At 38.7% G+C, this 26196-nt stretch carries 30 protein-coding genes; 22 read left to right on the forward strand and 8 right to left on the reverse strand.

The window, feature by feature from the left end; genetic code table 11:
- Positions 1-17: 17 nt before the first annotated feature.
- On the reverse strand, positions 18-1754 hold the full coding sequence (pabB, locus tag E0E32_RS10425) for an aminodeoxychorismate synthase component I (protein ID WP_066192476.1): 1737 nt from the start codon (positions 1752-1754) through the stop codon (positions 18-20).
- A gap of 567 nt (positions 1755-2321) precedes the next feature.
- Between pabB and E0E32_RS10430 the strand changes: the two genes are divergently transcribed.
- Together E0E32_RS10430 and E0E32_RS10435 are read left to right on the forward strand one after the other, a co-directional pair.
- Positions 2322-2801: a chemotaxis protein CheX gene (locus tag E0E32_RS10430; protein ID WP_066192480.1), complete on the forward strand. Its 480-nt coding sequence runs from the start codon at positions 2322-2324 to the stop codon at positions 2799-2801.
- A 6-nt stretch (positions 2802-2807) separates the two neighbouring features.
- A complete protein-coding gene (locus tag E0E32_RS10435) occupies positions 2808-3278 on the forward strand; it encodes a chemotaxis protein CheW (protein ID WP_286171869.1) in 471 nt (156 codons plus the stop codon).
- Positions 3279-3393: 115 nt separating this feature from the next.
- Here the strand turns inward: E0E32_RS10435 and E0E32_RS10440 are convergent, their stop codons facing one another.
- A complete protein-coding gene (locus tag E0E32_RS10440; protein WP_130859730.1) occupies positions 3394-4035 on the reverse strand; it encodes a YczE/YyaS/YitT family protein in 642 nt (213 codons plus the stop codon).
- 180 nt (positions 4036-4215) lie between these two features.
- On the opposite strand from E0E32_RS10440, the gene E0E32_RS10445 reads away from it, so the two are divergent.
- The gene (locus tag E0E32_RS10445; RefSeq protein ID WP_066192485.1) at positions 4216-5373 is read left to right on the forward strand and encodes an acyl-CoA dehydrogenase family protein; all 1158 of its coding nucleotides are present in this window, start codon (positions 4216-4218) and stop codon (positions 5371-5373) included.
- Positions 5374-5511: 138 nt separating this feature from the next.
- On the opposite strand, the gene E0E32_RS10450 is transcribed toward E0E32_RS10445, so the two are convergent.
- Positions 5512-5919 carry a Fur family transcriptional regulator gene (locus tag E0E32_RS10450; RefSeq protein ID WP_066192487.1) on the reverse strand — a complete coding sequence of 136 codons (408 nt, stop codon included), beginning with the start codon at positions 5917-5919 and terminating at the stop codon, positions 5512-5514.
- Positions 5920-6416: 497 nt separating this feature from the next.
- Between E0E32_RS10450 and E0E32_RS10455 the strand changes: the two genes are divergently transcribed.
- The 16 genes from E0E32_RS10455 (at position 6417) to E0E32_RS10525 (ending at position 18139) form a co-directional block, all read left to right on the forward strand.
- Positions 6417-6773 carry an arsenate reductase family protein gene (locus E0E32_RS10455; RefSeq protein ID WP_066192489.1) on the forward strand — a complete coding sequence of 119 codons (357 nt, stop codon included), beginning with the start codon at positions 6417-6419 and terminating at the stop codon, positions 6771-6773.
- 18 nt (positions 6774-6791) lie between these two features.
- Positions 6792-7175 (forward strand): glycine cleavage system protein GcvH, encoded by a 384-nt coding sequence (gene gcvH / locus E0E32_RS10460; RefSeq protein ID WP_066192491.1) that lies wholly within the window; start codon positions 6792-6794, stop codon positions 7173-7175.
- A 141-nt stretch (positions 7176-7316) separates the two neighbouring features.
- Positions 7317-7670, forward strand: a complete 354-nt coding sequence (locus tag E0E32_RS10465) for a ribonuclease M5 (RefSeq protein ID WP_235817572.1) — start codon at positions 7317-7319, stop codon at positions 7668-7670.
- A 15-nt stretch (positions 7671-7685) separates the two neighbouring features.
- The gene (locus E0E32_RS10470; protein WP_286171870.1) at positions 7686-8015 is read left to right on the forward strand and encodes a thioredoxin family protein; all 330 of its coding nucleotides are present in this window, start codon (positions 7686-7688) and stop codon (positions 8013-8015) included.
- A 200-nt stretch (positions 8016-8215) separates the two neighbouring features.
- Entirely contained in the window at positions 8216-8368 is a 153-nt protein-coding gene (locus E0E32_RS22215) for a YuzK family famiily protein (protein ID WP_165444991.1), read from the forward strand.
- A gap of 412 nt (positions 8369-8780) precedes the next feature.
- Complete coding sequence (gene sufC, locus E0E32_RS10475; RefSeq protein WP_066196387.1) at positions 8781-9566, forward strand: Fe-S cluster assembly ATPase SufC; 786 nt, start codon at positions 8781-8783, stop codon at positions 9564-9566.
- Positions 9567-9581: 15 nt separating this feature from the next.
- On the forward strand, positions 9582-10889 hold the full coding sequence (gene sufD / locus E0E32_RS10480) for a Fe-S cluster assembly protein SufD (protein ID WP_066192495.1): 1308 nt from the start codon (positions 9582-9584) through the stop codon (positions 10887-10889).
- A complete protein-coding gene (locus tag E0E32_RS10485) occupies positions 10889-12109 on the forward strand; it encodes a cysteine desulfurase (protein ID WP_066192497.1) in 1221 nt (406 codons plus the stop codon). The genes sufD and E0E32_RS10485 overlap by 1 nt, the downstream gene beginning before the upstream one ends.
- Complete coding sequence (gene sufU / locus E0E32_RS10490) at positions 12099-12551, forward strand: Fe-S cluster assembly sulfur transfer protein SufU (protein WP_066192498.1); 453 nt, start codon at positions 12099-12101, stop codon at positions 12549-12551. Before E0E32_RS10485 ends, sufU begins: the two co-directional genes overlap by 11 nt.
- 32 nt (positions 12552-12583) lie before the next feature.
- Complete coding sequence (gene sufB / locus E0E32_RS10495) at positions 12584-13981, forward strand: Fe-S cluster assembly protein SufB (RefSeq protein ID WP_066192499.1); 1398 nt, start codon at positions 12584-12586, stop codon at positions 13979-13981.
- Positions 13982-14518: 537 nt separating this feature from the next.
- The gene (locus E0E32_RS10505; protein WP_078060102.1) at positions 14519-15496 is read left to right on the forward strand and encodes a TraB/GumN family protein; all 978 of its coding nucleotides are present in this window, start codon (positions 14519-14521) and stop codon (positions 15494-15496) included.
- A gap of 579 nt (positions 15497-16075) precedes the next feature.
- Complete coding sequence (locus E0E32_RS10510) at positions 16076-16450, forward strand: hypothetical protein (RefSeq protein WP_066192500.1); 375 nt, start codon at positions 16076-16078, stop codon at positions 16448-16450.
- Positions 16451-16604: 154 nt separating this feature from the next.
- On the forward strand, positions 16605-17078 hold the full coding sequence (locus E0E32_RS10515; protein WP_130859733.1) for an SMI1/KNR4 family protein: 474 nt from the start codon (positions 16605-16607) through the stop codon (positions 17076-17078).
- Between the two features lie 84 nt (positions 17079-17162).
- Positions 17163-17333, forward strand: coding sequence for a hypothetical protein (locus E0E32_RS22220; protein WP_161485712.1), 171 nt, complete (start codon positions 17163-17165; stop codon positions 17331-17333).
- A 21-nt stretch (positions 17334-17354) separates the two neighbouring features.
- A complete protein-coding gene (locus E0E32_RS10520; RefSeq protein WP_130859734.1) occupies positions 17355-17915 on the forward strand; it encodes a hypothetical protein in 561 nt (186 codons plus the stop codon).
- On the forward strand, positions 17915-18139 hold the full coding sequence (locus tag E0E32_RS10525) for a hypothetical protein (RefSeq protein ID WP_130859735.1): 225 nt from the start codon (positions 17915-17917) through the stop codon (positions 18137-18139). Before E0E32_RS10520 ends, E0E32_RS10525 begins: the two co-directional genes overlap by 1 nt.
- A gap of 904 nt (positions 18140-19043) precedes the next feature.
- Here the strand turns inward: E0E32_RS10525 and E0E32_RS10530 are convergent.
- Together E0E32_RS10530 and E0E32_RS10535 are read right to left on the reverse strand one after the other, a co-directional pair.
- Positions 19044-19607: a GNAT family N-acetyltransferase gene (locus E0E32_RS10530; protein WP_286171871.1), complete on the reverse strand. Its 564-nt coding sequence runs from the start codon at positions 19605-19607 to the stop codon at positions 19044-19046.
- Between the two features lie 136 nt (positions 19608-19743).
- On the reverse strand, positions 19744-20304 hold the full coding sequence (locus E0E32_RS10535) for a TetR/AcrR family transcriptional regulator (RefSeq protein WP_066192510.1): 561 nt from the start codon (positions 20302-20304) through the stop codon (positions 19744-19746).
- Between the two features lie 286 nt (positions 20305-20590).
- Here E0E32_RS10535 and E0E32_RS10540 point away from each other — a divergent pair, with 286 nt between their 5' ends.
- The 3 genes from E0E32_RS10540 to E0E32_RS10550 all read left to right on the forward strand — a co-directional run bounded on the left by E0E32_RS10540 (position 20591) and on the right by E0E32_RS10550 (position 22762).
- Complete coding sequence (locus E0E32_RS10540) at positions 20591-21340, forward strand: alpha/beta fold hydrolase (protein WP_130859737.1); 750 nt, start codon at positions 20591-20593, stop codon at positions 21338-21340.
- Positions 21341-21348: 8 nt separating this feature from the next.
- The gene (locus E0E32_RS10545; RefSeq protein WP_130859738.1) at positions 21349-21933 is read left to right on the forward strand and encodes a TetR/AcrR family transcriptional regulator; all 585 of its coding nucleotides are present in this window, start codon (positions 21349-21351) and stop codon (positions 21931-21933) included.
- Positions 21934-22051: 118 nt separating this feature from the next.
- Entirely contained in the window at positions 22052-22762 is a 711-nt protein-coding gene (locus E0E32_RS10550) for a DUF998 domain-containing protein (protein ID WP_286171872.1), read from the forward strand.
- Between the two features lie 61 nt (positions 22763-22823).
- Here E0E32_RS10550 and E0E32_RS10555 read toward each other — a convergent pair whose 3' ends face one another.
- From E0E32_RS10555 to E0E32_RS10565, 3 genes are all read right to left on the reverse strand, one after another.
- Positions 22824-23609: a helix-turn-helix transcriptional regulator gene (locus E0E32_RS10555; protein ID WP_130860182.1), complete on the reverse strand. Its 786-nt coding sequence runs from the start codon at positions 23607-23609 to the stop codon at positions 22824-22826.
- A gap of 144 nt (positions 23610-23753) precedes the next feature.
- Positions 23754-24914, reverse strand: coding sequence for a DUF418 domain-containing protein (locus E0E32_RS10560; protein ID WP_130859739.1), 1161 nt, complete (start codon positions 24912-24914; stop codon positions 23754-23756).
- Between the two features lie 272 nt (positions 24915-25186).
- Positions 25187-26113 carry an FMN-binding protein gene (locus tag E0E32_RS10565; protein ID WP_286171873.1) on the reverse strand — a complete coding sequence of 309 codons (927 nt, stop codon included), beginning with the start codon at positions 26111-26113 and terminating at the stop codon, positions 25187-25189.
- Between the last annotated feature and the right edge of the window lie 83 nt (positions 26114-26196).

Raw genomic sequence — 26196 nt, forward strand, 5'->3', positions numbered from 1 at the left:
ATATAGTAACAAACTTTTTATATCGATGGCGACTGTTTTGTTTGTTCATCTGTTAACTCTATCTCTATCCAACCTCTTAATCCGTTAATAAACCATATTTTTTCATAATCAGCTAGTTCTTGTAAGGCAATGCTCTTTTCTATCAAAAGATCTTGATCGATAAGCTTTTCACGCAGGGTGCCGGGCAATAATCCATCGGTTACAGGAGGTGTATAATAGCGGCCCTCTTTTTCGACTACGAGATTACCTGTAGTGAATTCAGTCGCTTGTTCTTTTGTATTCCATAATAACGAAGTAAAGGTCTTTTCTGGTTTTTCACGATCGACCGTTTCATATAATCCTCGATTGGTTGTTTTATGATAGAGGTAACGATCGTCTGGGTTAATCGCGTAAGGTGCAATTACAGCTAATTGTTGTCGATCACTAGCTGGTAGTTCTGTTATGGAAAGGTTGGTCTGATGCTGATGTATAAGTCTTACCTTATACTGGCCGTTTGGATACTGTTGCGCTAACTGTGTTAACTTGTCCTGAATCTCTTCACGATTAAATCGATAGGCAAAATAGGTACAGGATTGTTTTAAACGTGCTAGATGATAAGGAAGTAATGGGTAACTTCCATTATCTAGTCTCATCGTTTCAATTAACGCATAATTCGTATAAGGTTGCAGCACCTTAGTTTTTTGATAGAGTTCATCATACTCTTCATCGATATTCGAATCCCAGGTGATGCCACTGCCCGTGCCATATGTAGCTTGTTGTCTGTCTATTAAAACCGTGCGAATAGGAACATTAAAAATGGCTTTACGCTCTGGTGTAATAAAGCCGATAGCACCACAATAGATATTCCTAGGTTCTGTTTCTAATTTCTCTATTAGTTTCATTGTTTCTATCTTTGGCGCACCAGTAATGGAACCACATGGAAACAAAGCTTTAAACCAATCAAACATGCGATTCGTAGCTAAAGTCGCTGTGATAGTAGAAGTCATTTGGTGTACGGTCGGATAGGTTTCTACGTCAAATAGTTTATTCACCTTAACACTGCCAACCTTAGCAATTCGGCCAACGTCATTACGAAGCAAATCGACGATCATTCGATTCTCTGCTCGATCTTTTTCCGATTGCAAAAGTTCTTGTTTAAGCAGTTCATCCTCTTGCGATGTATTCCCTCGCTTTCTCGTTCCTTTCATCGGTTTGGTAGTGATTATCCCACTCTCTACACGAAAAAATAATTCCGGGGACGCCGATAAAATTTGAAACTCCTCCAAATCTAAAAAAGCGCAATAGGAAGCAGCTTGATTGTCCCGCAGCTGTTGATAGAGACAGTATGGATTACCAGTGAAATCAGCATGCAACCGAGTTGTATAGTTTACTTGATAGCTATTACCAGCAGCGATCGCTTCTTTAATTTTATTAATATGTTCACGGTAGGTGGAGTAATTTGTGGCACTATTCCAATCTGTCAGGGAATAGCCTGTCTCCTTATCTGCTGTATCTCCCACGATAGGCTGATCAAAAGCAGCAAACCATAATAGTGGGATAGAAGCATTTGGAGATACAGCATAGTTTGCATCAAAGGCAGGGGCCGCTTCATAAGCGAGATAACCAGCTATATAGTAACCTTGATCAACAGCCTTCTCTAGCTGGTGAATCAGTTCTTCGATCTCGTCTATCTTATATGTTTTCCAAATTTTTGCTGGATGCTGGAACTGATAGGTTTGTTTCTCAAAATCAAATTGTAACAAGATATCTGACAAAATCGTTCCTCCTTTTGCTGTCTTATCCTACTGCTTATTATAGCGTATGTTGGTCGGTTATACGATAGTTGTGTAAAATTGACTGTTACCATGATATTAGATTATGGGTTACGATAGGAAAGAAGTACTTCAAACAGAAGTTATATAAGTTGAACTTATAAATGTAACAAAAACGTGTTACAAGTAAGTCTTTGCTTGCATTATTTCCTGATAATACCTTGTTTGATCCATTCGTGTGCATGGTAATTCATACCGCGTAAACGGATCAAAGGCACCTATCAGATCAATCAAAATTTATTTAACTCAACTTATATATTAAAAAATATTTGAAATAGCTCCTTTTTTATTTGGGCTTAATATAGTAAAATAAACATAGGGCAAAATAGTCATTAAGGATAAATGATAAAGGCCAATTAAATGATCAAATATTCAATTAGGAAGAGATCCCTGTTGAATAAAGCTTCACTTAATGAAAGGGAAAGTAATGAGGGGTTGTTTAAAGTATCCAGTTTCTTTCATAAGTCTTTATGACTAAAAATGAAATGTGTTATAATAAGGGGGTATTATATGTCAGCTGTTATAGGCTTGTCAGCTAATATGATAATTAAAGAACTTTACAATGGATCGGTGAAGACGATTCAAAATATAATAAAGACAGAGCAGCATTTTGCAGCGCCTCAATTAACTACTAAGTCAATTGAGGTAAAGTATGGCGTGCTAATCGGATATAATGGCAATTTCAAAGGAGATTTGGTCATTCAAGCAGATCCTTCTGTTTTTCGTGAAATTGGGGGGTTACTGTATGGTATGTCGCTTCCAGATGAAATGCTGGACTCCTTCTCAGGCGAGCTAGGCAATATGCTGGCGGGAGGATTGTCTACCCACTTAGCAAATGCAGGCATTGAAACGGATATTACACATCCTACCATCATGAATGGGGTGACACAATTATCTGGTTTCAAGCGCGCGTTAGAGGTAATGATTCAATACGAGGATATTGGTAATATGAAGATGTCGATCTTATTAAATGATGAAACAGGCAGGTGATAGAAAATGGTGCAAGACATCGTAACGAAAACGATTATTTTTAAACTAGATCAGCAAGAATTTGGCGCTAGTATCGCACAAATCAGATCGATTGAGCGTTTAGAAGAAATTGTTCCCATTCCGCAAACCTCCGAATTTATTAAAGGTATTATTAATTTGCGTGGTAATGTAACTCCTATTATTGATTTGCGAACAAGACTAGGGTTAGAGCAAACGGAAACAGATGATCAGACAAGAATATTAATTGCTAATGTAAGAGATGTGCAGGTTGGCTTTATTGTGGACGAGGCGACCGATGTGTTGGATATTGATCCAGAAAGAATTGATGAGGCACCTGAGTTGGTTCAACATATTGATTACCGCTATTTAAAAGGTGTGGCCAAAATAGAAGATCGAGGTATGATATTACTGCTGGATCTTGATCAAGTATTAACTGTCCAGGAAGCAGATGAAGTACAGCAAGTTGTAGAGGACTAGAGAAGTAAATCTCCAGAGAAAACATTCAAACGAAGAACTGTTATCAGCAGATCTTCGTTTTTGTTATGAAATCTCAACTATTATGGTTGTCTCGTTTGTTCAGGAGACAAGCTCATCACTTGGTATCATAACGAACGGAAGCAGAAGCAGTTTGTAGTTTCTTTTGTATCATTTGAACATAAGGCCTAGCGAATTGAATCACGATGCCGCTGGTTAAGGCGTTAAGCAAAGTACCTACCCCAACATCCCCATGAAAGAACAAGGCGATGATAACAAGAACCACACTAATAATGGCCCTGGATCTGCCAAGCGACCAATTTGTTTTATCGGTTAATATCACCATTGATCGGTCCATTGGGTTTGGAGCAAAACTAGATTCAAGATAAATAGCAATACCTATTCCTGATAAGACGATACCGAGTATTAATACCAGCGATTGTCCGAATAATTGAGACATTTCTAACCATGGTCGTTGAATGACAAGCCATGTATCGATCCCAATACCTGTAATGAAAGAGGTTAAAAGGGCAGTCAATTCCGGTCTTTGCTTGACAGCAATGGCATTAGCTACGACAATCGTGAAACCGACGACAATTTCCCAACTTCCGATAGATAGTCCGAACGTTCGATATAACCCCACTAATAAAGCGTCGAATGGGGAAGCCCCTAACTGGGATTGAATCGTAAGGGAAATACCAAGTGTTAAAATGATTAGGCCCAATAAATAGGTGGCAAAGTTTTTACTCCATTGTTGCATAAGTATCCCCTCAATAATTTCTGAATTTCACTCCTATATGACTATACCAAACTATCCTTCTTTTGGCTATGTATTGAATTCCGATGTAACTACTCTCCATTTCCGAATGAATTAGTGGTAATAATTCGTGATTTTAGCTATCATTAATTTATGAGAAAGGAATACGAAGGAGGTAGGATCATGCATTTTTCTAATCAGTTTATTCAAACAGAACGTCAAGAGCTATTATATAAGCGAGCGGCCGAATTAGCAGATAAGGTAAGACAACGTAGAAAACAAGGCGATCAAACGGCTACGTTACCACGTGAAAATTTGACAGATTTAAAGAAGAGTCATTATTTATCATTGACCTTACCAGCAGCCTATCATGGAGACGATATATCACTGTATGAATTTTTATTGTTGCAAGAAAAGCTAGCAGAAGGAGATGGGGCAACTGCCCTTTCGGTAGGATGGCACTTAAGTGGTATTAAGCAGATTTTTGAAGAAAATCAATGGGAGCAAATTGACCTGGACTATTTGGCAAAAGAAATTGGAGATAACCAGAAGCTGATCAATCGCTGCAATACGGAGCCTGCAACAGGAAGTCCGACAAGAGGCGGAATGCCAGAAACGAGAGCCATTCCTGATGGAGAAGATTACATCATCAGCGGGAGAAAAAGCTTTGCAAGTATGGCGGAAGTATTGGATTATTACATTATTAGTGCTTATGTTGAGGATAAAGAGGCAGTAGGAGCGATTCTAGTCCCTAGCGACTTAGCGGGCATTAGCGTGGACAAAACCTGGGATACGCTTGGCATGAGAGGAACCGGTAGCGATGACCTGGTCTTTGATCATGTACGGGTATCGAAGGCTCACGTTGTGGAATTAAATGACAAACCTAGCAAACCAAAACCAAATGGCTGGTTATTACATATTCCAGCATGTTATTTGGGTATCGCGATCGCAGCACGTAATGATGCGATCGAATTTGCAAAAAGCTTTCAACCAAATAGTTTAAACAAACCCATTGCAGAAGTAGAACATATTCAGCAAAAAATTGGTGAAATGGACTTGAAATTATTACAGGCTCGCCATTTTATGTACAGTGTAGCCGAGAAATGGGATAAATACCCGGATCGTCGCGGGGAGTTAATGAATGCATTGGGCGCTGTAAAATGGACGGCAACCAACCATGCAAACGATGTAGTGGACTTGGCAATGCGTATTGTTGGTGGTAGAGGACTATCCAAACAGCTACCTTTTGAACAATACTATCGAGATGTGCGGGCAGGCTTACACAATCCGCCGATGGACGATATGGTGATCTCTTTATTGGCCAAAAATGCCCTGTCCTAAAACGACGGTCTCCAGGTTGATGGATACAATCTGGAGACTTAGACAGTGTAAAATGGGAAGCTGCTTCCAGTAATACTTTCCTATAAAAAAGCCAACCGCAGAAGCTGTTGACCTTTTTAAATATGTTTGATTATTTTATTATTGACAAGCAGGACAGTATCCGTATATTTCAAACTTGTGATCGGCGATATCGAATTGCTGCAGCTCTTGGGTGATTTGCTCCATTGGGCAAAAACGGATTTCTTTGGTTATTCCGCATTTTTTACAGATGAAATGATGGTGATGTTCTTGTCCACATTTGAGTCGGAAATGTTTTTCACCACTTAACTCCGTTGCTTCAAGAATCCCTAAATCCACAAATAAATGAAGGTTACGATAAATAGTATCAAAGCTAATCCCTTTATAATGAGGTTCCATATTTTCCAATAGATCTTTTGCGGTTCGATAGCGGTTCTCTTTAGCAAAAAAGTCAATGATATGCTTCCGTTTATCAGTGAATTTATAACCTTTTTCCTTTAAGGTGGTTAATGCTTCTTGTGTGTCCATCCTATATTCACCCCCATTTATATGCACTGCTAGCCATTACGTAGTTTCGAGATTAGATAACACGATGACAATCGCTCCTCCATCGAACGAAACGAATGATAGTCACTCTATATATTATCGCATAAATCAGCATTTATTTAAATTCCTTTGCACAAATCGAGTTTCGATGAGCATTCCTCTTCTATATTTATTGTATTGTAATCATTACGATTTGTAAAATAGTCTGCAATGTTTCATCAATAAAGGTTGTCGTTTCGACGAGAATACCAATCTTATCCTTATCGTAAAAACATTTATATAAGTGGAACTTAATTTCCTGATAATACCTCGTTTGATCTATTCATGTGAATGGTTATCTCATCTTACTGCGTAAATGAACCAAGAGCATCTATCCGATCCATGAGAAATTATTTCATTCAACTTATTTAGATTATTTGTTTTTATTCCTGCTTTTGGTTAAAATATGATCAATAGGTTGTTTTTAAAGGAGGATTAGAATGACTCTACAATTTTATTGGTATCCAAAGTGTGGTACTTGTCAAAAAGCAAAGAAATGGCTGGATGAACATGATATTTCGTATGAAGCGATACATATAGTAGAACAGCCGCCCAGTGAAGCGAAACTGAAAGAGGTAGTATCCAAGAGTGGGCTGGAGGCAAGGAAATTATTTAATACGAGCGGTAAAAAGTATCGTGAACTTGGTCTGAAAGATAAAGTAAAGGATATGCAAGAAGACGAAATACTTGCTCAATTAGCCTCAGATGGTATGTTGATTAAACGCCCGCTAACCATTGGGGAGAAACAAGCTACGGTTGGTTTTAAACAAACGGAATATGCCGAAACCTGGGAATAGTAGAAGGAGGATGTACCAATGAGTATACCAGATAATTTATTATATTCGAAAGAGCATGAATGGATAGAAAGAGACGGCAATCAGGTGAAGATTGGCGTGACAGATCATGCACAAGCCGAATTAGGAGACATTGTATTTATTGAACTTCCCGAGACAGGAGATGAGGTAAAAGCCGGTGAACCTTTTGGCAGTGCAGAATCGGTAAAAACTGTTTCGGAGATTTATGCCCCTGTGACAGGTAAAGTCGTAGCGGTTAACGATCATTTGGATGACAATCCTGAATTAATTAATGAGTCTCCATATGATCAAGCATGGATGATCATAGTAGAAGTAGAAGATGAAAAAGAACTGGAAACATTATTGTCTGCGGATGAATATGATAATTTAATACATGAGGCATAATAAAGATAATGGCATTCGCTTGAGCGAGTGCTATCTTTATATTTTCCTTTGCTTCGTTCGGTCATAATGCATGGGATCTGTTCCATAGAATACATTAACGACCTTTCGTGAAATGTACCTTGGATGAAGTGGGTGAGCCGGTTGTCATTAATGGAGAATAAATTAATTATTGTAGAAGGAAGAACCGACAAGGAAAAAGTAGCAAGAATCGTGAATGAGGAAGTGGACATTGTCTGTACCAATGGCACGATCAATGTCGAGCGTCTGGAAGATCTGATCGAATCATTTGAAATGGATGAACGAGACGTGTATATTTTGGTGGACGAGGATGCGGCAGGTAAAAAGCTCAGGAAACAATTAACCAAAGAATTGCCGCATGCAGTGCATATTTATGTGGATAAATCGTATCGAGAGGTTGCGGCAACTCCAGAGCCAGAACTATCTGTTGCCTTATTAGCAGCACATATACAGATTAACCCAATGTACTTATCATGATTGAAGGTGATGTTTTTGAAGGAAGTAACCGAGCAAGTAATGGAACAGGAGCTGCAAGCTGGTCAAATCGCCATGGTTTTTGTGCATACACCTTTTTGTGCTACTTGTCAGCTGGCTGAAAGAATGCTTTATATATTGGAAGAAGCAGAGCAGGAAGAATGTTTTTATCGGCTGAATGCCTCTTTTTTTCCTGATTTTATGGAACAACAACAGATTTCTAGCGTGCCTGCATTGCTGTTGCTGCAAGAAGGTGTGGTTGTCGAACAAATATATGCTTTTGAATCGGTAACGAATATGTTTCATGTATTAGAAAGATGGCGGCAAAAACAGAGCATTTCCTCTTAAACAACCGCAAAAAAGAAGGATTTTAAATGATTGCTATTCTGACCACGCTATTTAAGCTTCAGTTGGCCTCAGTAGCTTCAAATCTAGACTGAATCGGTTTTGCTATGTTGTTAGAAGATGTTACAATGTTCATTGTAGAAATAAGAAAGGATTGATTTATTATTAATGACCAACAGGTAAATCTTAATTATACGCCAGACATGGAGAAAGCTATGCAGCAAACTCATGGCGTAGGTTATGCAGAGTATTGCCGTAAATTGGATCAACGTTTAGCAGTGGAAAAAGAGCGTGAAGAAAGCTATAAGCAAGGAAAAGATGTTATTAAGGATGTAGAACATTTAGTTCACAGATAAAAGCATAGACATGAAATAAGCAGTTATCTCATAAATGGGGATAGCTGCTTTTTAACATGATAAAATAGTAATATGCCCTAATAAGCTATATCCCACTTGATTTCAATCTAACAGCTCCCAGGAGCTACTGGCGATTATTTTATATCATTCAAAATTCAGTACATGTTAAGGAATAAACCAAGAGGCAGTCTGTAAAAATCGAACGGTTTATGGTGACTGACTCTCAACGAAGGTACAATCTTTCGATAAAAGCCTTCAAGGTATGATATAATCATAAACGTGAGCTTTGAAAATGTAACAGTAAATGGTTGATAATAGTTTCTAAATAGTATAAGATTATAATGAGAATAAAGTGAGAATGAATGTAATTCCACTTCAATTTTATCATTATATCGTTTTGGAGGTATTAGATATGGCAAATTCTACATTAGAAATTAAGGATCTTCATGTCGAAATCGAAGGTCAGGAAATATTAAAGGGTGTAAACCTAACTATCAATGGCGGAGAGTTCCATGCAGTAATGGGACCAAATGGTACAGGTAAGTCTACCTTGGCTTCAGCTATCATGGGACACCCTAAGTATGAAGTAACCCAAGGACAAGTTTTACTTGACGGTGAAGATGTATTGGAAATGGAAGTAGATGAACGTGCAAAGGCTGGTTTGTTCTTGGCTATGCAATATCCAAGTGAAATTAGCGGGGTAACTACCTCTGATTTCTTGCGTTCTTCCATTAACGCTCAACGTGAAGAAGGCGATGAAATTTCTTTAATGAAATTCATTAAAGAAATGGATGAAGCAATGGATTACCTTGAAATAGATAAAAACATGGCTCAGCGTTATTTGAACGAAGGCTTCTCCGGCGGGGAAAAGAAACGTAATGAGATTCTTCAACTGATGATGATTAAACCGGAAATTGCCATTCTTGATGAAATTGACTCGGGTCTTGATATTGACGCATTGAAGGTAGTTTCTAAAGGTATTAACAAATTACGTGATGAGTCTTTCGGCTGTCTTATCATCACCCACTATCAACGTTTGCTTGATTACATCACCCCAGATAAGGTGCATGTGATGATGCAAGGACAAGTTGTGAAATCAGGTGGTCCTGAATTAGCACAACGATTGGAAGCAGAAGGTTATGACTGGATTAAGCAAGAACTCGGAATTGAAGATGAAACAGTAGGACAAAAAGCGTAAGGTAGGAGGTATCATATGACTGTGGAAACTAAACTTCCCTATGATCAGGACTATATCCGATCATTTTCAGAGAATAGAAATGAACCAGAATGGATGAAAGAACTGCGATTACAAGCCCTTGAATCGGCAGCTGGATTGGATATGCCGAAACCAGATAAAACAAGCCTTAAACGTTGGAATTTCGATGATTATAAACATGATGTAGCTGGAGAAACGATTACATCCTTCCAAGAACTTCCGTCTGATATCCAGGTGTTCTTAGATATGGAAAATCAACATCAGAATATTGTGATTCAGCGTAATCAATCCATTGCGTATCAATCATTAACCGATGAATTAGCCGAAAAAGGTGTTATTCTAACCGATATGCAAACGGCTTTGACAGAGTATAGTGAATTGGTACAGCGTTATTACATGAAAGACGCTGTGCAGGTGGATGAAAATAAAATGACGGCCTTACATGCGGCCTTAATGAATGGTGGTGTCTTCGTTTATGTACCAAAAAATGTACAAATTGAAGAACCATTACAGGCTGTTTTCTGGCAAGAAGACCCAGAAGCGGCTACTTTTAATCATGTGATTGTAGTAGCGGAAGCCAATAGCTCGTTAACGTATGTAGAAAACTATATCTCACAGAATAAAGAAGAGCATGCTGTAGCAAATATTGTGACGGAAGTAGTGGCTCACGATAATGCGAGTGTCAATTTCGGTTCAGTCGATAATTTTGCGGCAGGTACGACCGTCTATATTAACCGCAGAGGTGTTGCTTACCGTGACGCAAGGATTGAATGGAATCTTGGTCAAATGAATGACGGTAACACCGTTTCAGAGAATATTACCCATTTGCTTGGCGATAATTCCTATTCTTACGCAAAGACTGTTGCTGTTGGGCGTGGCAATCAAATTCAAAATTATACAGCGAAAATTGTCAATTTCGGTAAACAAAGTGAAGGTTTTATTTTGCAGCATGGTGTGATGAAGGATAATGCTTCAGCTATCTTTAATGGCATTGGTAAAATTGAACACGGTGCTTCTAAGGCAAATGCAGAGCAAGAATCAAGAGTATTGATGCTAAGTAAAGGTGCACGTGGCGATGCAAACCCAATTCTTTTAATTGATGAGGATGACGTCATGGCAGGTCACGCCGCTTCTGTAGGACGAGTGGATCCCGTTCAGCTTTATTATTTAATGAGCCGTGGTATTTCTCAACAAGAGGCAGAGCGTTTAATCATTCATGGTTTTCTTGCACCGGTAGTATCAGAAATACCAATTACGGCCGTACGCAATCAACTGACAGAGGTTATTGAAGGGAAAGTTTATTAATGGATATTCAAGCTATTCGTCAACAGTTTCCTATCCTGGATCAGGAAGTAAATGGTCATCCATTGGTCTATTTGGATTCAGCAGCCACCTCACAGAAGCCACTAAATGTGATAGAGGCGCTGGAGGCTTACTATAAGAATGACAATTCCAATGTACACCGTGGCGTTCATACCCTTGGTTCACGGGCGACGGATCAATATGAAGGCGCCCGTGAGAAGGTAAGACAGTTTATCCATGCCGGTTCTACCGAAGAAGTTATCTTTACGCGTGGAACCACTGCTTCCATCAATACAGTAGCATATGGATATGCTCGTCTATTCCTAAAACCGGGTGATGAGATTGCACTAACTCAGATGGAGCATCATAGCAATATTATTCCATGGCAACAAGTAGCCAAGGCAACTGGAGCAAAACTCGTGTATATTCCGATGGAGTCGGATGGTACGATTACACTCGATTCGGTACGGAATACCTTGACCAATCGGACGAAACTCGTAGCTGTTACGCACATTTCTAATGTGCTAGGCACGATTAATCCAGTCAAGGAAATCACCTCTATTGCCCATGAAAAAGGAGCCGTTGTCGTGATAGATGGTGCCCAAGGTGTACCTCATATGAAAGTGGATGTTACAGATATAGACTGTGATTTTTATGCCTTTTCGGGACATAAAATGTGTGGACCTACCGGCATCGGTGTCCTGTATGGAAAAAAAGAGTTGCTTGAAAAAATGGATCCAGTAGAATTTGGTGGGGAAATGATTGACTTTGTTGACTTGTACGATGCCACGTGGAAGGACCTTCCTTGGAAATTTGAAGGAGGGACACCGATTATTGCAGGTGCCATTGGATTAGCTGCGGCGATCGATTTTCTTGATGAAGTTGGTATGGAGAATGTGCTGGCACATGAGCAGAAGCTTGTGCACTATGCACAAGAGCAGCTTTCAGCAATCGATGGACTGCGTATTTTTGGGCCGGAACGTCGTGGAGGTTTGTTGACTTTTAATATTGATCAAGTACATCCACATGATACGGCAACTGTCCTCGATGCTGAAGGTGTCGCTGTTCGGGCGGGTCATCACTGTGCGCAGCCTTTAATGAAATGGCTGGATGTGACAGCTACTGCACGAGCAAGCTTTTATCTATACAACAATGAACAGGATGTTGATCGCTTAGTAGATGGAATAAAGCGAGCGAAGGAGTATTTCGGCGATGTCTTTTGATAATTTAGATACATTGTACCGACAAGTAATTATGGATCATTATAAGAATCCGCGTAACCGTGGAACTTTAGCGGATGAATCTGTTACAATAGATATGAACAACCCCACATGCGGTGATCGCATAGAATTGCATTTACGCATAGAAGGTGGCATGGTGCAAGAGGCCAAATTTGAAGGGGAAGGTTGTTCAATAAGCATGTCATCAGCTTCGATGATGACGCAAGCAGTAAAAGGGAAAACATTAGACGAAGCAGTGGAAATGTCTACGGTTTTCTCGAAGATGATGTTAGGTGAAGAACTGGATGACGTGGATGTTGATTTGGGAGATATCGAGGCATTGCAAGGTGTTTCTAAGTTTCCTGCAAGAATCAAGTGTGCAACATTAGCATGGAAGGCAATGGAGAAGGCCGCAGCCGCTAATGAAGAGGAAAAGCAAGAATAGTCAACGGAAATCCATTAATAGGAGGTAATCATATGGCTAAGCAAGCACCTGAAATAAGTGAATATAAATATGGCTTTCATGATAAGGATATCTCGATCTTTCGGACCGAAAAGGGGTTAACACGAAATATTGTTGAAGAGATTTCCCGAATGAAAGAAGAGCCAGAGTGGATGTTAAATAAACGCTTGAAGGCTTTGGATCAATTCTATAAAAAGCCAATGCCACAATGGGGTGGTGACCTTTCTGAACTAGATTTTGATGAAATTACGTATTACGTAAAACCGTCCGAACGTTCCGAGCGTTCTTGGGATGAAGTACCTGATGAAATCAAACAAACCTTTGATAAATTAGGTATACCAGAAGCGGAACAGAAATATCTAGCAGGTGTATCGGCTCAATACGAATCAGAAGTGGTTTACCACAACTTAAAAGAAGATTTAGAAGAATTGGGTATTGTCTTTAAAGATACCGATACAGCATTAAAGGAAAATGAAGACTTGTTTAAAGAATACTTTGGTAAGGTTATTCCGTCAGCAGATAATAAATTTGCGGCCTTGAATACGGCGGTATGGTCTGGTGGTTCTTTCATCTATGTACCAAAAGGCGTGAAAGCTGAAACACCATTGCAAGCCTACTTTCGAATTAATTCGGAAAACATGGGACAATTTGAGCGTACGCTTATTATTGTTGATGAAGGTGCATCAGTCCATTATGTAGAAGGTTGTACAGCGCCAACGTATACAACCAATTCCCTTCACAGTGCTGTTGTAGAAATCTTTGTTAAAAAGGATGCTTATTGCCGTTATACAACGATCCAAAACTGGGCAAACAATGTATATAACTTGGTAACCAAGCGTGCTACTTGTGACGCTAATGCAACAATGGAATGGATTGATGGGAACATTGGCTCTAAGCTGACGATGAAATACCCATCTATTCTTCTTACAGGAGAAGGTGCACGTGGAAACACGCTTTCCATTGCATTAGCAGGTAAAGGGCAACATCAGCATGCCGGAGCAAAAATGCACCATTTGGCGCCTAACACATCTTCAACGATCGTATCGAAGTCCATTTCAAAACAAGGTGGTAAAGTAACCTATCTTGGTATGGTTCACTTTGGACGTAAAGCAGATAATGCACGTTCCAATATCGAATGTGATACGTTAATTATGGATAACAAATCCACATCGGATACGATTCCTTACAACGAAATTTTAAACGAGAACATCTCGTTAGAACACGAAGCCAAAGTTTCTAAGGTATCGGAAGAGCAGTTATTCTACTTGATGAGCCGTGGTATTTCTGAACAAGAAGCAACCGAAATGATCGTAATGGGCTTTATTGAACCATTTACGAAAGAGTTGCCAATGGAATATGCGGTTGAGATGAATAGGCTCATATCCTTCGAAATGGAAGGAAGCATCGGATAAAAATAAAAAATAAAAAAGTGACTTCTGCGGAGGTCACTTTTTTTATTTTTCATAAAAGTATAACAGTCTTGGTATGATAGGGTGTGGACCGATTTTGACCTGGAACGAATCGCGATACCGATAAGTTGGATGATGTAACGTAACGAGTCCCTCTATGCCTTAGAGTAAAGTGGTCTACTTAATATCATCCCGCCTTATCGGTAGTCAGCATCTTCTTTTGATGATATAAGTGGAATGAAATAATTTCTCATGGATCGGATAGGCCATTTATACGAATGGATTAAACGAAGTACACGTTTTTTAATTGCTTCTACGCTGGGTAATTCCACTTTCGTTAACGAATCATACTCCGCATTTTTTATATGTTCTTCTACCGCTGCACTCCAGCTGCATGCATATTCCGTTACCAGTATTTTTTCTTGTTCATTCTTTTGAATGGAATTCTTTCATATGACTTCTTATCTTTTGTATAGTAGAGTTATGGTAAATCAACAAAAGGATTACACCTCATTTTCAAATTAATTGTGGAGGGATTAGATGAAGCAAATAGTATTAGCATTATTTATCTTCCTGTTTGCATCTGTGCTTGGAGCATGCAGCACGGAAGACGATGCGCCTGAAACGGAGGGCACCCAGGATGAATCTGTAACAGAAGCGCAGGATCAGGATGCAATAGAGGAAACAGATCATAACGAAGAGAGCGGGGAAGGGAATGGAGGGTTCTTGTGGAAGGTGGAATCTGGTGATACTGAAATGTACTTACAAGGGACAATTCATTTAGGCAATGATGATTTTTATCCACTGGACCCAGCGATTGAAGAAGCCTTTGATCGTGCGGATGTGGTATTGCCGGAGTTTAACTTGTTGGAAGAAACGCCTCCTCAACAAGAAATCATGGAATATGCCACATTCGAAGATGATACCACCTTGGACGAGGTGCTTCCAGAGGAGACCTATGCGGAGTTGGAGGGAATTCTTGAAAGCAATGGGATGGATGTAGAAGCCGTCAATGGATATCAACCATGGTTTGTAGAAATGACGCTGCTTCAATTTACCATTATGAGCAGTGATGTAAACGCACAAGACGCTGTGGATTTGTATTTTCTAGAAAAAGCAACGAAGGAAGGAAAAGAGATTGTTTCTTTAGAGAGTGCAGAAGAACAATACGAAATGCTCAGTGGATATTCGATGGAAACACAAATACAAACATTAGAGTTAGCGTTGGACGGCTATGAAAATGCTGCGGATGAAATGGAAGAGCTAGCTGATGCCTGGTTGGAGGGAGAGATCGAAATATTGTCCGATGCTGACAATGAAGCGGAAATTAATGATGAGTATATGGAAGAGTTAAATGATAAGCGCAATGTCGATATGGCAAATCGTCTTGATGAGATTTTGCAAGAAGATAATGGTCAAATTTATTTTGTGTTTGTCGGAACAGCCCATTTGACAGTGGATCCGAGTATATTGACGGAGCTGGAGGACAAGGGCTATGAAGTGGAGCGTGTGTATTAAACCGAATTGGCGACAGTGAGGTGCTTCATTTCGTAAGTGTATATAAGCTTGCGGATATTTTCTCATCCTATTTTCGTGGTAAACAAATAGGGGTGTTGAATGGTGTGTTTAAAAAAGGCTATTATCATAGCTATTTTGTCGCTTATTATCAATCTGGCAAATGTTTTAAATGCTGTATTTGGTGTTTGGTCCAAAACCGGATAACCTCTTTCTGAGAACGATTTGATCCTACGTTATGGCTCTTATAAGTTAACGATTTTCTCCTTTCGTTACCATCCTGTTTATGTACCAAGAATTCTTCATCCTTGCAGTAACGACCGTTGTGTACGTCTTTCTAGCGGAACCTATTCCCGTAGCGCTCGTCTAGTACAATCAAACGGTCAGACTCACTATATGAAAAAAATACCACTTCACATAATCCATCTTATCGGTAGTTCCGTATCTATTTTGAGTGGTTGGTAAAGGTCTCATACTATTTGGCTGATTAAGAAGAGAAGCGATATTTACTGGGAAATAAAGTATCTTTATCACGGTGCTTTAACACTTACTAGAAAAAATAATAGGTAAGGAGTAATAAAAATGAGTATAAAAGTGAAAAGAAACACGGGCATGCTGGGTGGCGCGATGAAGGTGTCATTGTCCGTAGATGGCCAGCAAACGAGTAAATTAAGCAATAATGAAGAATGCATCATTGATTCAACGAAGGATTCCACAAAGATTCAGGCGAAACAATCGTTTTTTGGAAGCCCAGAAAAAGAAGTAAAAGATCCAGTAAGGATAGAAATAAAAATAAATACAATGGCGGTGTTATTGTTTATTATTTCGCTGGCTTTTATCTTTATTGGGGGAATGATAAACCATGTGATTGTTATTGGAATAGGCTTAGTCAGTGTGATTGCGACCATGATTTATGGGGTTAAAAATTGGTTCGCTCTAGAAATAATGGAAGAGTGAGAAAGATACATAGACATTGTGCAAGTGTAAATGTTTTAAAATAAGCCAATTAGCACCAAATACCTTGTGGTGGCGAATAAATCCACTTTAATCTTGAAAAGACAAAAGATAGGTTGGCTGGTGTTTCGAAATCATAAGATAGAGAGGTATTGTAATGGTATGTAAGGCTGAATCAATCATTTATCCACTACCAGATGATATGTTACTGGCTGAAAAAGAAAGTAAATGGAGAATCCATTTGCCAGAAGCGTACAAAGAATTTATAAAAAAATATAACGGCGGCATTCCTATCAAAGATCGTTTTACTTGTCATAATCATCTTTATGCACTGGACAGGTTTTTGTGTATATTACAAGTTAGTGGAGAAAACGATGATGAGTATTACGATATAGGAGTAGTCCGAACACAATTAGATGAGAGAATCGTGTTTGATGAAAATGTAGTAGGTGCGGAATTGCTGCCAATACTTGCTTTATTTGCAGGTGACTTTGTTTGTTTAGACTATACCGACAATGTGGAAGAGCCAAGTGTATGCGTTTGGAGTCATGAGGCATCTTCCGATTTACAACCAGTAACGTATACGATAAGTAATAATTATGCAGCGTTTCTAAATAGCTTGACAGCATAAATATTATTTGAAAACGCACAAAAATGGTTTTAAATGAATCAAGTAAAGCAATAAGTGCTTTTACCCAGAAATAATTGGACAATAATGAAAAGTTTGGAAGATAGTTTTTCAGAATTACAAAGTGATATGGTCGCTGCTGCTTTAGAATATGTTACATCTGAAGCTGATATATTTGAGGCATGGCATAAGGAAATAAAACAGCAGATGGAAAATAAATGTGTGGGAAATCAATTATCCCAATCAATAGATGAATGAGATGGAAGAAGGAAAGAAAACATGCGTTTGCATAAATTAGAAGAAAAAGATTTTCAAGTGTTAAGAGGGCCTCTGGAATCTGGAAGGCAAAGCCCAAAAGCAAATAGTGGAACATTATTATTGGCCATACCTCTGGCGGTTTTCATGTATGTCATCCTTTATGTCGTATTAGGATGGGGGCAGGATTTTCCGTATCTTTATCAAAAACAGATATTGTTCGTCTGCTTCGCTATACAGGTTACTATGATTCTCTCATCTATCATTTTTGCTGTGCCTGTAGTGTATAAGAGGAATGAGAATCTGCAATATGCAGTATTTATCGTAGCGTCCCAAAATTTGTTTACCATCCCATCTTATTTAATGACGATATTTATTGCTGCAGAGAGTAATGCTTCGAATAGCTCTTTACTCATCTTTACCTTTATTAAGTTGTTATTAGGTGTTTTGGTATTTGTAACAACTTGCGTGCGTTTTTCTATTCTGTTAAAAAAAGGCCAATACAGAAAAGGTTCAAAGAAGGATAAATCAAGAGTACATTTGGAAAAGAAGTCACTTATATCAATAGCATCTTCGGTGGTTTAATGGCATTGTATATTATTCAATACATAGCCCGGCATTTTGATTATATTCAAGTGGATTCTATCTTCATCGCTGTGTTAGGTATGGGAATATTTTATACGATGATCTTTGTCTTGCCGGAGCAATTAGTCATCTTGTATTGCAAATATCGCTTCGATAGTTTTAATTTTGAACCAAGCGGAGAAATAAAACCATCTCGAGATGAAAATGAAAATATGGTAAGCTAACTATATCAACTTCTGCATACTAAAATAGACATGTACCCGTCGATATAGTTGGGTGAACTTGCTAGCCGTTGTTGTACTTTATTTTTGATTAAACTTTGGATGTGTTTATGGCTGTGAGAAGGGGAATATTTCAAGTGTACGAGTGACCGCATTTTCACGTAATCGGAAGTAGAGAAATAACCTTCTTGTGTTATGTGATCAAACCGTTCATCATCTATATAACCTCAATCATGTTTTTTGGCATTCGTAAGCTCGACAACGTTGTCTTTTTATCCCTTGTTTGAAAGCCCGGTTTATCGTGAATTTGTATTATTAATTTAAGAAAAATATCTTCAAAAAATACTGTCGGAACTTGACTTTGTACAAAAAAAAAATAAGCCCCCTATTATAAATCAGTTGGAGAGTCCTATCTATTCACAAGCGTAATTTCATTTATTATATATGTGCGTCGGATACATCACTGCTTCCACTCGTTCCACATGTATACTCATGGGTGGGGGGAGTTGTATACGTCCCATATTTGTAAGCGTCATTGTTTTTACTTTACCTGCGTGTTGAAACCCATAACGCATGGCCATATGTTTAATTGGTATAGGAACGAATCTTGCTGAAAGCCTTTTTTCTAATTTTACGTTATCGTAAATTTTATAAGCTAAGTGCTTCTTCGTTTTCAACACCGTCCATGGATTTATACCAATAGCAAAAATAAATGCTATTTACTATGCATATCGTCAACCTGGAAGTGAATTCAACCTTTGTAAATCAGTGCAAGCTATAATGAAAGATTCTCATACCAGCTTTCGAAGGTATGAGACCCGATTTTGTTTCACATATAAACGGGAATTATTAGTCTCTTTTTCAATTAACATCATCCATCACAAAGAAATATCTATCACTATAAAGTTTACACTTCCAGCTTCATATAAATACGCTCTTTAAACCCTTTAAAAGAAGAAAATCTCTCCTGCTTCCTTTCCATCTCGCTAAATCCCAGTTTGACATACATCTGATACGCTATTTTATTCGTATCGATCACTTCTAAAATAAAGTGATGATAAGCAGTATGGTATAAAACATGCTGAAATAAAGCTGTAGAAACTCCTTTTCCTCGAGCCTTTACAGAAGTGGCAACACATTCAATATATCCCGTACTATCTTTATACGGAAGTTTTTTATTAAAATCGTCTTTCATGAAGCGATAGCCCAAGTTCCCCTTCACAAAACCAAAGTGTCTTTTCAATATATTTCGATCAATGTTGAGTCCGCGCTCCTTATCATTAGAACAAGCAAGTATACCTACTATTTCTCTATTTAATAAAGCAAGATAGAAAACCTCTGGATTTATCATTTTTTGAAAAGCATCAACTAAGTTTTTACGGTCTTTTGAGAAAAAACCCAATTCTTTTTTATAACCATCCACAAACACTTCAGCGGCTTCTCTTCTTACGTCGCTGTCAAAATCCTTCATTTGCTTCACTTCAATGGCAGTCTTTTGCATTTTTTTCTCTCCTTCGCTGGATATCATACCAAGCTTGTAATTTTATTTGTTAATTATAAAACTATTATGGTTTTATTAGTTTTTTTAAAAAAATAAATCGAACTTTTTATTTTTTTTTAGAAATTAATCCATATAAGATGATATCTGTCATTTGCGATAAAGCTTCCGTAATGGAAATGTCATTTACGATATAGAACTGCTGATCTTGAGCAGTTTCAATTGCCCCTCTGATCATTTTTACAATCAAGGCAGGGTTTTTATTGACGATAATCCCTTCACGAATAGCTTGATCAATTAAAGTATTCATTTCATCCCAGTCTTTGGTGTACATTTTGGATAGTTTCTCCCATTGTTTTGGGAAAGAACGTTTAATTTGTTCTAATGTAGGGCGATCAACAAGTTCGATGTGAGTAGGTAAACTTATGATAACTTGTTTAATCTTCTCGGTTACTGGGATAGCATCGTTTTGCAAAATTAATTCGTTTCTCTTATCAACTTCAGAAAAAGAGTCTTCGATTAGTGCATCCAAAATATCTGCTTTAGATGAAAAATGCTCATATAACGTACGTTTACTAATACCTAAATGACGAGCAAGATCATCCATTGTAAATTTTATGCCACTTTTCTTTAATTCTTCCGCGAATCCTTGGATTATACGTTGTTCCATAATAACTTCCTTTCCGAAAACTAATTAAACCAATTTAGTTTTTTCATTTCAAGTATTAGTATACCTGATAGATAACAGGGTCGCAAGTCACTTTTTAAGCATTTTTGATAGTGGAGATGAGTAGAAAACCACACAAGTCACTTTTTAGGTGTTTAGTAGGGTACATATCAATAATCAGAAAATGAAATAATGTATACTGAATGATCATACATTTATCATTGACTAATCGGTCATTCAATAGTAAGATGAAGACAAATAGTTAGCAAAAGCATAGGAGGAGATAGAAATGGATCTGCATTACGAAGTTGCTGGTAGTGGGCAACCGGTTATTTTACTTCACAGTGGGGGTGCTGATTTACGAGATTGGACGTTTATTGCTCCCCTTTTAGCCAAACATTATATGGTGGTTAGTTATGACGGCCGTGGAGCGGGAAAGTCACCAGATCCAACTGGTGATGTAAACTGTGTGGAAGATTTGAAAGCGCTTCTGGACCACTTACAGATTCATAAGGCTGTGTTAGTCGGACATTCGATGGGAGGACAAGTGGCTACAGACTTTTCTTTGGAGTATCCCGAATATGTTTCCGCACTAATTGTTATCGCACCAGCATTAACTGGATTTGACTACTCTGCTGATTTCTTAGACTATATGAATAACATAAATGCGGTGGCACCGAATGTGGAAAAAATGATGGAAGTGTCACAAAGTGCAGCCTCCTATCGTGTCGTTCAAGCCAGCCCTCATAAAGAACTAGTAGATGAAATGCTGCGACATCATATCAAACGAACATTTCAGTGGCCAGGTTTTGAATTGATTTGGCCAGCTCCTCCGGCAGTGAAGCGGCTGAACGAATTGGTCGTTAACACGCTATTTATCATAGGTACGGAAGAATTACTCGATAATCTCCGTGTGGCTGATTATTTCCGGAAAGAAACAAATGCTCGGATCGTTGACATTTCTGGTGCAGATCATATGGTTCCCTTAACCCATTCAGAGGATTTATATCGCCATATAACAGAATTTTTGGAGGATTGATGACTGCTATGCCAAGAACAGCACAGGAAAATGAGCGTATACGTCAATTAGCGAAAGAGAGAATTTTGACAGCTGCTATGGAATTATTTATAGTGCAGGGGTATCACGCGACTTCTATCAGCAAGATTGCCGAACATGCTAGCATATCTAAGGGATTGCTTTATAATTATTTTAAGGGAAAAACTGAACTGCTGGCGACCATGGTGGATAGAAGAGTGGCAGATATGGTGGAAGTGATGGAACAAGCTCAGAACATGGAAACTCCAGAACGACAGCTTGAGTATATTATTGCAGGGGCTATTGATAATGTCTTCAGCAATCCAGAAGTATTCCGTTTCTATCTTCATTTGCAAACACAACCAGAAGCAGATCAGGAGCTGCTTCCATACAGTCGTTTTCTTGTCGAAGAGAACGCAAGACAGTTTGAGTTTCAATGTGAGATTTTTGAAAGGCTGGGTGTGCAGGAAGCGCGGAAACGATCGCTATACTTTTCTTCCACGCTTCAAGGGATTATGTTGATGATAGCTACGTATCCGCAGCAATTCCCTATAAATGAAATAAAACAGCACATCATTGACGAGTTTTGTCGCTAGTTTAATAGGTAACGAAATGCATAAGTCGAATGAATGAAATGAATGCAATTGAGATCAACGTGTGAGATTTGATATGCTTATCAAATGATAAAAAACAGGGAAGTGGGGATAGGATAACATGAATGATGGATTCCATGCAGGATTAATGATACTTGTTGCCATGATAGCCATATTAACACTGTTTTTATTGCGTAAACCAACGAAAGGTTCGGTTCTCATTGGCTTGATTAGCTGGGTGGCACTAAGTGCGTATTTTGTAATAGAAGTAATCGTTATTCGTGCAACGACCGTACCCTATGATTTTCTGAAACAACCGATGAGTGACCTAGGGGTAACTGCTTGTGGAACGGACACATATGAACTTGCCTCGTACGATATTTGTTCACCCTATCATTGGCTAATGAACTGGACTTTTTTTCTAACTGGTCTGTCAATTTTGGTAGGGGCGGTTCTTCTTTACCCTTTATGGCCGAAAGCCAGGTCATCTAAAGTGGCAACCGTTTTTATTGGAATCTTTGGAATAAGCTATGGGATTTCAGGTATCATTCCTGCAGATGTGAACTTTTATTGGCATACACTGAGTGCGCTTCCTGGGATGGTAGTGCAGATTCCCGCTATGATTCTAATCAGTAAGGTTATCTATAAAAAAATGCCTTACATAGCTTGGTGGACCATTGTTTGCACCGTGGTGACTATGGGGACACTTTTCATGCTATTCTTGCAGCCGGTATTCACGGATATTCCAGGTGGATTGCTGCAGCGTATATTGTATGGCTCTGTCTATTGGTGGTTAACGGTAACAGCTATTATTTTCTGGAGAAAACATTGAGAAAGCAAAAGTAGGGATGTGCCAATGAACCCACGGTGGTGCATCCCTGTTATTTCTATCGTTAATGGGAAATAGAGGATCGCTGCAGAAAATGCTTCATTAACAACGGTAAAGAGATAAGAATTGGTGGATCTGTGATTTCTGGTTTCCTCATGATCAGATGGATATCAGGTACAGGTAGTTTTTTATCGATACAAATGGGCTCTAGGTAACGGGCGCGTAATGTTTCATGCGGAATAAGAATAGATTCGGCATTTGTTTCCCATGATACAGCCGTTGCCATGATAAAATAAGTACCAACAGGGATATTGGTTATCTGAAAATAATCCGTCTGCGTTAGTAAGGTGCCGCGGATGGGCAGTCCTTCTGGAATCGGTTTAGGGAAAAGACCTACAAAAATAATGCCATGAAAAGCTTGCGATGTCTGAATGGTTCCGGATACTTGCCGCTCAGAATAAGCGTTTATTTGCCTGTGTTGCCATTTGCCTTGTTTTAAGTCTGTCATATACCGTTCGGGATGCTGAACAGACGAACGAAATGAAGCGGGTGTCATGCCGATACTTTTCGTAAAGCGCGTGGAAAAAGTACCGAGACTTTGCTGTCCGATTTCAAGACCAATATCACGAATGGGGAATGAAGTGTCTAACAATAATTTTTTGGCAAGCTGGAGTCGTAAGCTGGAAATAAAATAGATGGGAGATACCCCAACTTGTCCTTTGAACATACGGGAAAAATGATAGGGACTATAGGCTGCCTGTTTAGCAAGCGATGTGAGTGTTAGGTCCTTATCCAAATTTTGCTGTATATATACAATAGAATCCTGAATCGTTTTATCTGGTATTAACATCATAAATCCCTCCCTTGATTACGAGTATAACGTAAAAAAGGAAAAAATCTATGATGATTTTTGATTTTTATATGATTTTGCATCGATTTATCACTATCATTTTTGTCAACCTAAAAACAAATAATAGGCGACTTGATGCGTTTTCTATTTTTTATAAATCAAATAGCGAATATAGCTCTCCAGCGGCCCTGCTATGTGACGTTGTTCCATCAAGTATGCAATGGATAAAGTAAAAAGCCACATCAGGATGCCAACCATTACAGAAGTGGTGACTGTTAAAGAGGACCCTAAATCGAAGCCAATAGGGGAGAGAAGCATAACTGTCAACACCTCATGAATAACAAAAAACGTTAACGATCGTTTGCCCATCGCTGCGATTGCTTGTATCATCACTCCTTGTTTTTTAATAAAGATTCCAAGCAGTCCAAATAGTGCTGCATAGCCAATCCCTCCTGCAAAACCTGTGATAATATGAAGGCCATAAGCAAATCCTGCAGTGAATAGAGAAGGAAACCAAACATCATTGATTAGTACAAGTGGAATAGCGCCTGCAAGTGAAATCGTTAAGCCACTAATGGTTAGCAGCTTTAATCGTTTGATATGCTGCTGCTGTTCTGTCAAGATGTTGATGTTCCCTAACCAAATCCCCATTAGTACAGAAGGTATAATGGGAAAGGTGATATGGGTGAACAGTGGAATAATAGGGATCGAAACCACCCGCTCCAGTATGGTATCGAAGTAGGTTTCCTGACCGGTTAATGCTATTGGTAACCCATAGGATTGATTTTCTGCGATTATGCCGCCCCATAAAAAAGGGATATATACAAGACATATCATGGTAGAAATAAGGGTATACTTTTTTATCTTAGTATGAGTCTTTTTCAAGCTAGGGGTCAACAAAAGTCCGGCAATACCATAAGTCATTAAGATATCCTGGCCGCCTGCAACACCTGCGAGGACTGCACCAAATAATATCAAATACCAGCAACGCCGTTTGATGATGCGTTTGGCTTCATTTGTTCCATTTCTTTCTGTTTGTTTACGGTAAATCATGGAGAGTCCATAACCGAACAATATGGCAAATAAGGGGCGTGCACGATTATCTACCATTATTTCCATTAATACATTTAAGATGTGATCCAAGGCTGTACTGCCAGCCACTTTGGTTATCACACCAGGTTCGATAGTATATAAGAACAATGGAATATGCGAGAGGATAATCAAAAAGAGCATCAGTCCTCGTGCAAGATCTAGGGATAGTGCACGTTTGGCGTGCATTGTTTTAGCGGTTTTTGTCTCGACCATGAACCTTCCTCCTTATCAATTGCTATTATGATTGTCCAATTAATTTATTGTTTAAGTAATATAAAAATTGCTTGATTAATTATATTTTTGGTTATATAATCAAAAATTATCATCAAGTATCTTTCTTGTCAAGTACTTTTTAGGACAATTTGATAGTTTTAAAGGGAATATTTTTATACAGGGGAAAGAAAAGTGCATTTAATCAAAATAAAAAAGACTGCTTTAATCGTGTGTAGCAGTCTTTTTATACTTGTTTTAAATTGTCAATTATTTTATTGTGCGTCTGCCAACGCTTCTTCTGCTAAGTCAAAGAACTCACTAACATGGATGGATACGCCAGAGATGGCATCCGTGTGTCCTTCATCATCGGTATATTCGATATCTGTTGGATCTTGTGTTTCTAGTAAATGTGCTTCTGCTAACTCTGCTTGTTCATGCCATTCTAATTCAGCGTCACTATTTTCTACCATTCCATATTCACCATTAGCGGAAACGGTGTCTTTATTATCGCCACCATCAGTATGCACTCCATTCCAATCAGCAGCTACAATATAGCCATCAATTACCGTTAAATCAGCAGTATACTTCCACCCTGAATCAGGATCAAAATCGGCTTGTTCTGCATGGTAAGCACCGTCAGTATAGTCACCTCTGCCCACAGGTCCATTACTTAGTGCTTGTTGGGCAAGGTCAAAGAATTCAACGACATGAATGGAAACGCCTGAAATTGCGTCGGTGTGCCCTTCATCATCAGAATATTCAATAGCAGCTGGATCTTGTATTTCTAATAAATATTCTTCAGCTAATTCTGCTTGCTCATGCCACTCTAATTCAGCGTCACTATTTTCTACCATTCCATATTCACCATTAGCGGAAACGGTATCTTTATCATCACCGCCTGCTATATTGGCGCCATTCCAGTCAGCAGACACGATGGAGCCGTCTTCTACTTCTAATGTAGCGGTATATTTCCAGCCGCTATCCTCGGAAAAGCCATCTTCTTCTGCAAAATAAATACCATCTTCGTATTCTCCTGGTTCTGCCTCAACTTCTGGTGTTTCCTCTGTTTCTGTTGTGTTATTACCGCTCTCCTCATTTTCTGAACCATCTGCATCCTCTGTGTCAGAGCCACAGCCAGCCATTACGAGAACAAAGAAGAGTGCACTGATTAGGAACAGAAACCCTTTTTTTCTTTTCAACATCATCGCCCCATTTCTTTTTAGAAATTTTGTTCAACCTTTCACAATTCCATTATAAATGATTGCTAATATAAATGCTATAT

It is taken from the genome of Gracilibacillus phocaeensis, assembly GCF_900626275.1.
In the GTDB taxonomy this organism is placed as follows: Bacteria; Bacillota; Bacilli; order Bacillales; family Amphibacillaceae; genus Gracilibacillus; species Gracilibacillus timonensis.

What these genes read in the sequence shown, in the direction of transcription:
- gcvH (WP_066192491.1), top strand. Translation starts at nt 6,792, where the DNA reads ATGAGTATACCAGATAATTTATTATATTCGAAAGAGCATGAATGGATA.
- E0E32_RS10530 (WP_286171871.1), bottom strand. Translation starts at nt 19,607, where the DNA reads ATGAAGGATTTTGACAGCGACGTAAGAAGAGAAGCCGCTGAAGTGTTT.
- E0E32_RS10555 (WP_130860182.1), bottom strand. Translation starts at nt 23,609, where the DNA reads ATGTTAATACCAGATAAAACGATTCAGGATTCTATTGTATATATACAG.
- E0E32_RS10450 (WP_066192487.1), bottom strand. Translation starts at nt 5,919, where the DNA reads ATGGACACACAAGAAGCATTAACCACCTTAAAGGAAAAAGGTTATAAA.
- sufU (WP_066192498.1), top strand. Translation starts at nt 12,099, where the DNA reads ATGTCTTTTGATAATTTAGATACATTGTACCGACAAGTAATTATGGAT.
- E0E32_RS10560 (WP_130859739.1), bottom strand. Translation starts at nt 24,914, where the DNA reads ATGGTCGAGACAAAAACCGCTAAAACAATGCACGCCAAACGTGCACTA.
- E0E32_RS10550 (WP_286171872.1), top strand. Translation starts at nt 22,052, where the DNA reads ATGAATGATGGATTCCATGCAGGATTAATGATACTTGTTGCCATGATA.
- E0E32_RS10540 (WP_130859737.1), top strand. Translation starts at nt 20,591, where the DNA reads ATGGATCTGCATTACGAAGTTGCTGGTAGTGGGCAACCGGTTATTTTA.
- E0E32_RS10445 (WP_066192485.1), top strand. Translation starts at nt 4,216, where the DNA reads ATGCATTTTTCTAATCAGTTTATTCAAACAGAACGTCAAGAGCTATTA.
- E0E32_RS10485 (WP_066192497.1), top strand. Translation starts at nt 10,889, where the DNA reads ATGGATATTCAAGCTATTCGTCAACAGTTTCCTATCCTGGATCAGGAA.
- E0E32_RS22220 (WP_161485712.1), top strand. Translation starts at nt 17,163, where the DNA reads ATGAAAAGTTTGGAAGATAGTTTTTCAGAATTACAAAGTGATATGGTC.
- E0E32_RS22215 (WP_165444991.1), top strand. Translation starts at nt 8,216, where the DNA reads ATGGAGAAAGCTATGCAGCAAACTCATGGCGTAGGTTATGCAGAGTAT.
- E0E32_RS10430 (WP_066192480.1), top strand. Translation starts at nt 2,322, where the DNA reads ATGTCAGCTGTTATAGGCTTGTCAGCTAATATGATAATTAAAGAACTT.
- E0E32_RS10455 (WP_066192489.1), top strand. Translation starts at nt 6,417, where the DNA reads ATGACTCTACAATTTTATTGGTATCCAAAGTGTGGTACTTGTCAAAAA.
- E0E32_RS10510 (WP_066192500.1), top strand. Translation starts at nt 16,076, where the DNA reads ATGAGTATAAAAGTGAAAAGAAACACGGGCATGCTGGGTGGCGCGATG.
- E0E32_RS10545 (WP_130859738.1), top strand. Translation starts at nt 21,349, where the DNA reads ATGCCAAGAACAGCACAGGAAAATGAGCGTATACGTCAATTAGCGAAA.
- sufB (WP_066192499.1), top strand. Translation starts at nt 12,584, where the DNA reads ATGGCTAAGCAAGCACCTGAAATAAGTGAATATAAATATGGCTTTCAT.
- E0E32_RS10505 (WP_078060102.1), top strand. Translation starts at nt 14,519, where the DNA reads ATGAAGCAAATAGTATTAGCATTATTTATCTTCCTGTTTGCATCTGTG.
- E0E32_RS10440 (WP_130859730.1), bottom strand. Translation starts at nt 4,035, where the DNA reads ATGCAACAATGGAGTAAAAACTTTGCCACCTATTTATTGGGCCTAATC.
- E0E32_RS10520 (WP_130859734.1), top strand. Translation starts at nt 17,355, where the DNA reads ATGCGTTTGCATAAATTAGAAGAAAAAGATTTTCAAGTGTTAAGAGGG.
- E0E32_RS10515 (WP_130859733.1), top strand. Translation starts at nt 16,605, where the DNA reads ATGGTATGTAAGGCTGAATCAATCATTTATCCACTACCAGATGATATG.
- E0E32_RS10435 (WP_286171869.1), top strand. Translation starts at nt 2,808, where the DNA reads ATGGTGCAAGACATCGTAACGAAAACGATTATTTTTAAACTAGATCAG.
- sufD (WP_066192495.1), top strand. Translation starts at nt 9,582, where the DNA reads ATGACTGTGGAAACTAAACTTCCCTATGATCAGGACTATATCCGATCA.
- E0E32_RS10535 (WP_066192510.1), bottom strand. Translation starts at nt 20,304, where the DNA reads ATGGAACAACGTATAATCCAAGGATTCGCGGAAGAATTAAAGAAAAGT.
- E0E32_RS10525 (WP_130859735.1), top strand. Translation starts at nt 17,915, where the DNA reads ATGGCATTGTATATTATTCAATACATAGCCCGGCATTTTGATTATATT.
- sufC (WP_066196387.1), top strand. Translation starts at nt 8,781, where the DNA reads ATGGCAAATTCTACATTAGAAATTAAGGATCTTCATGTCGAAATCGAA.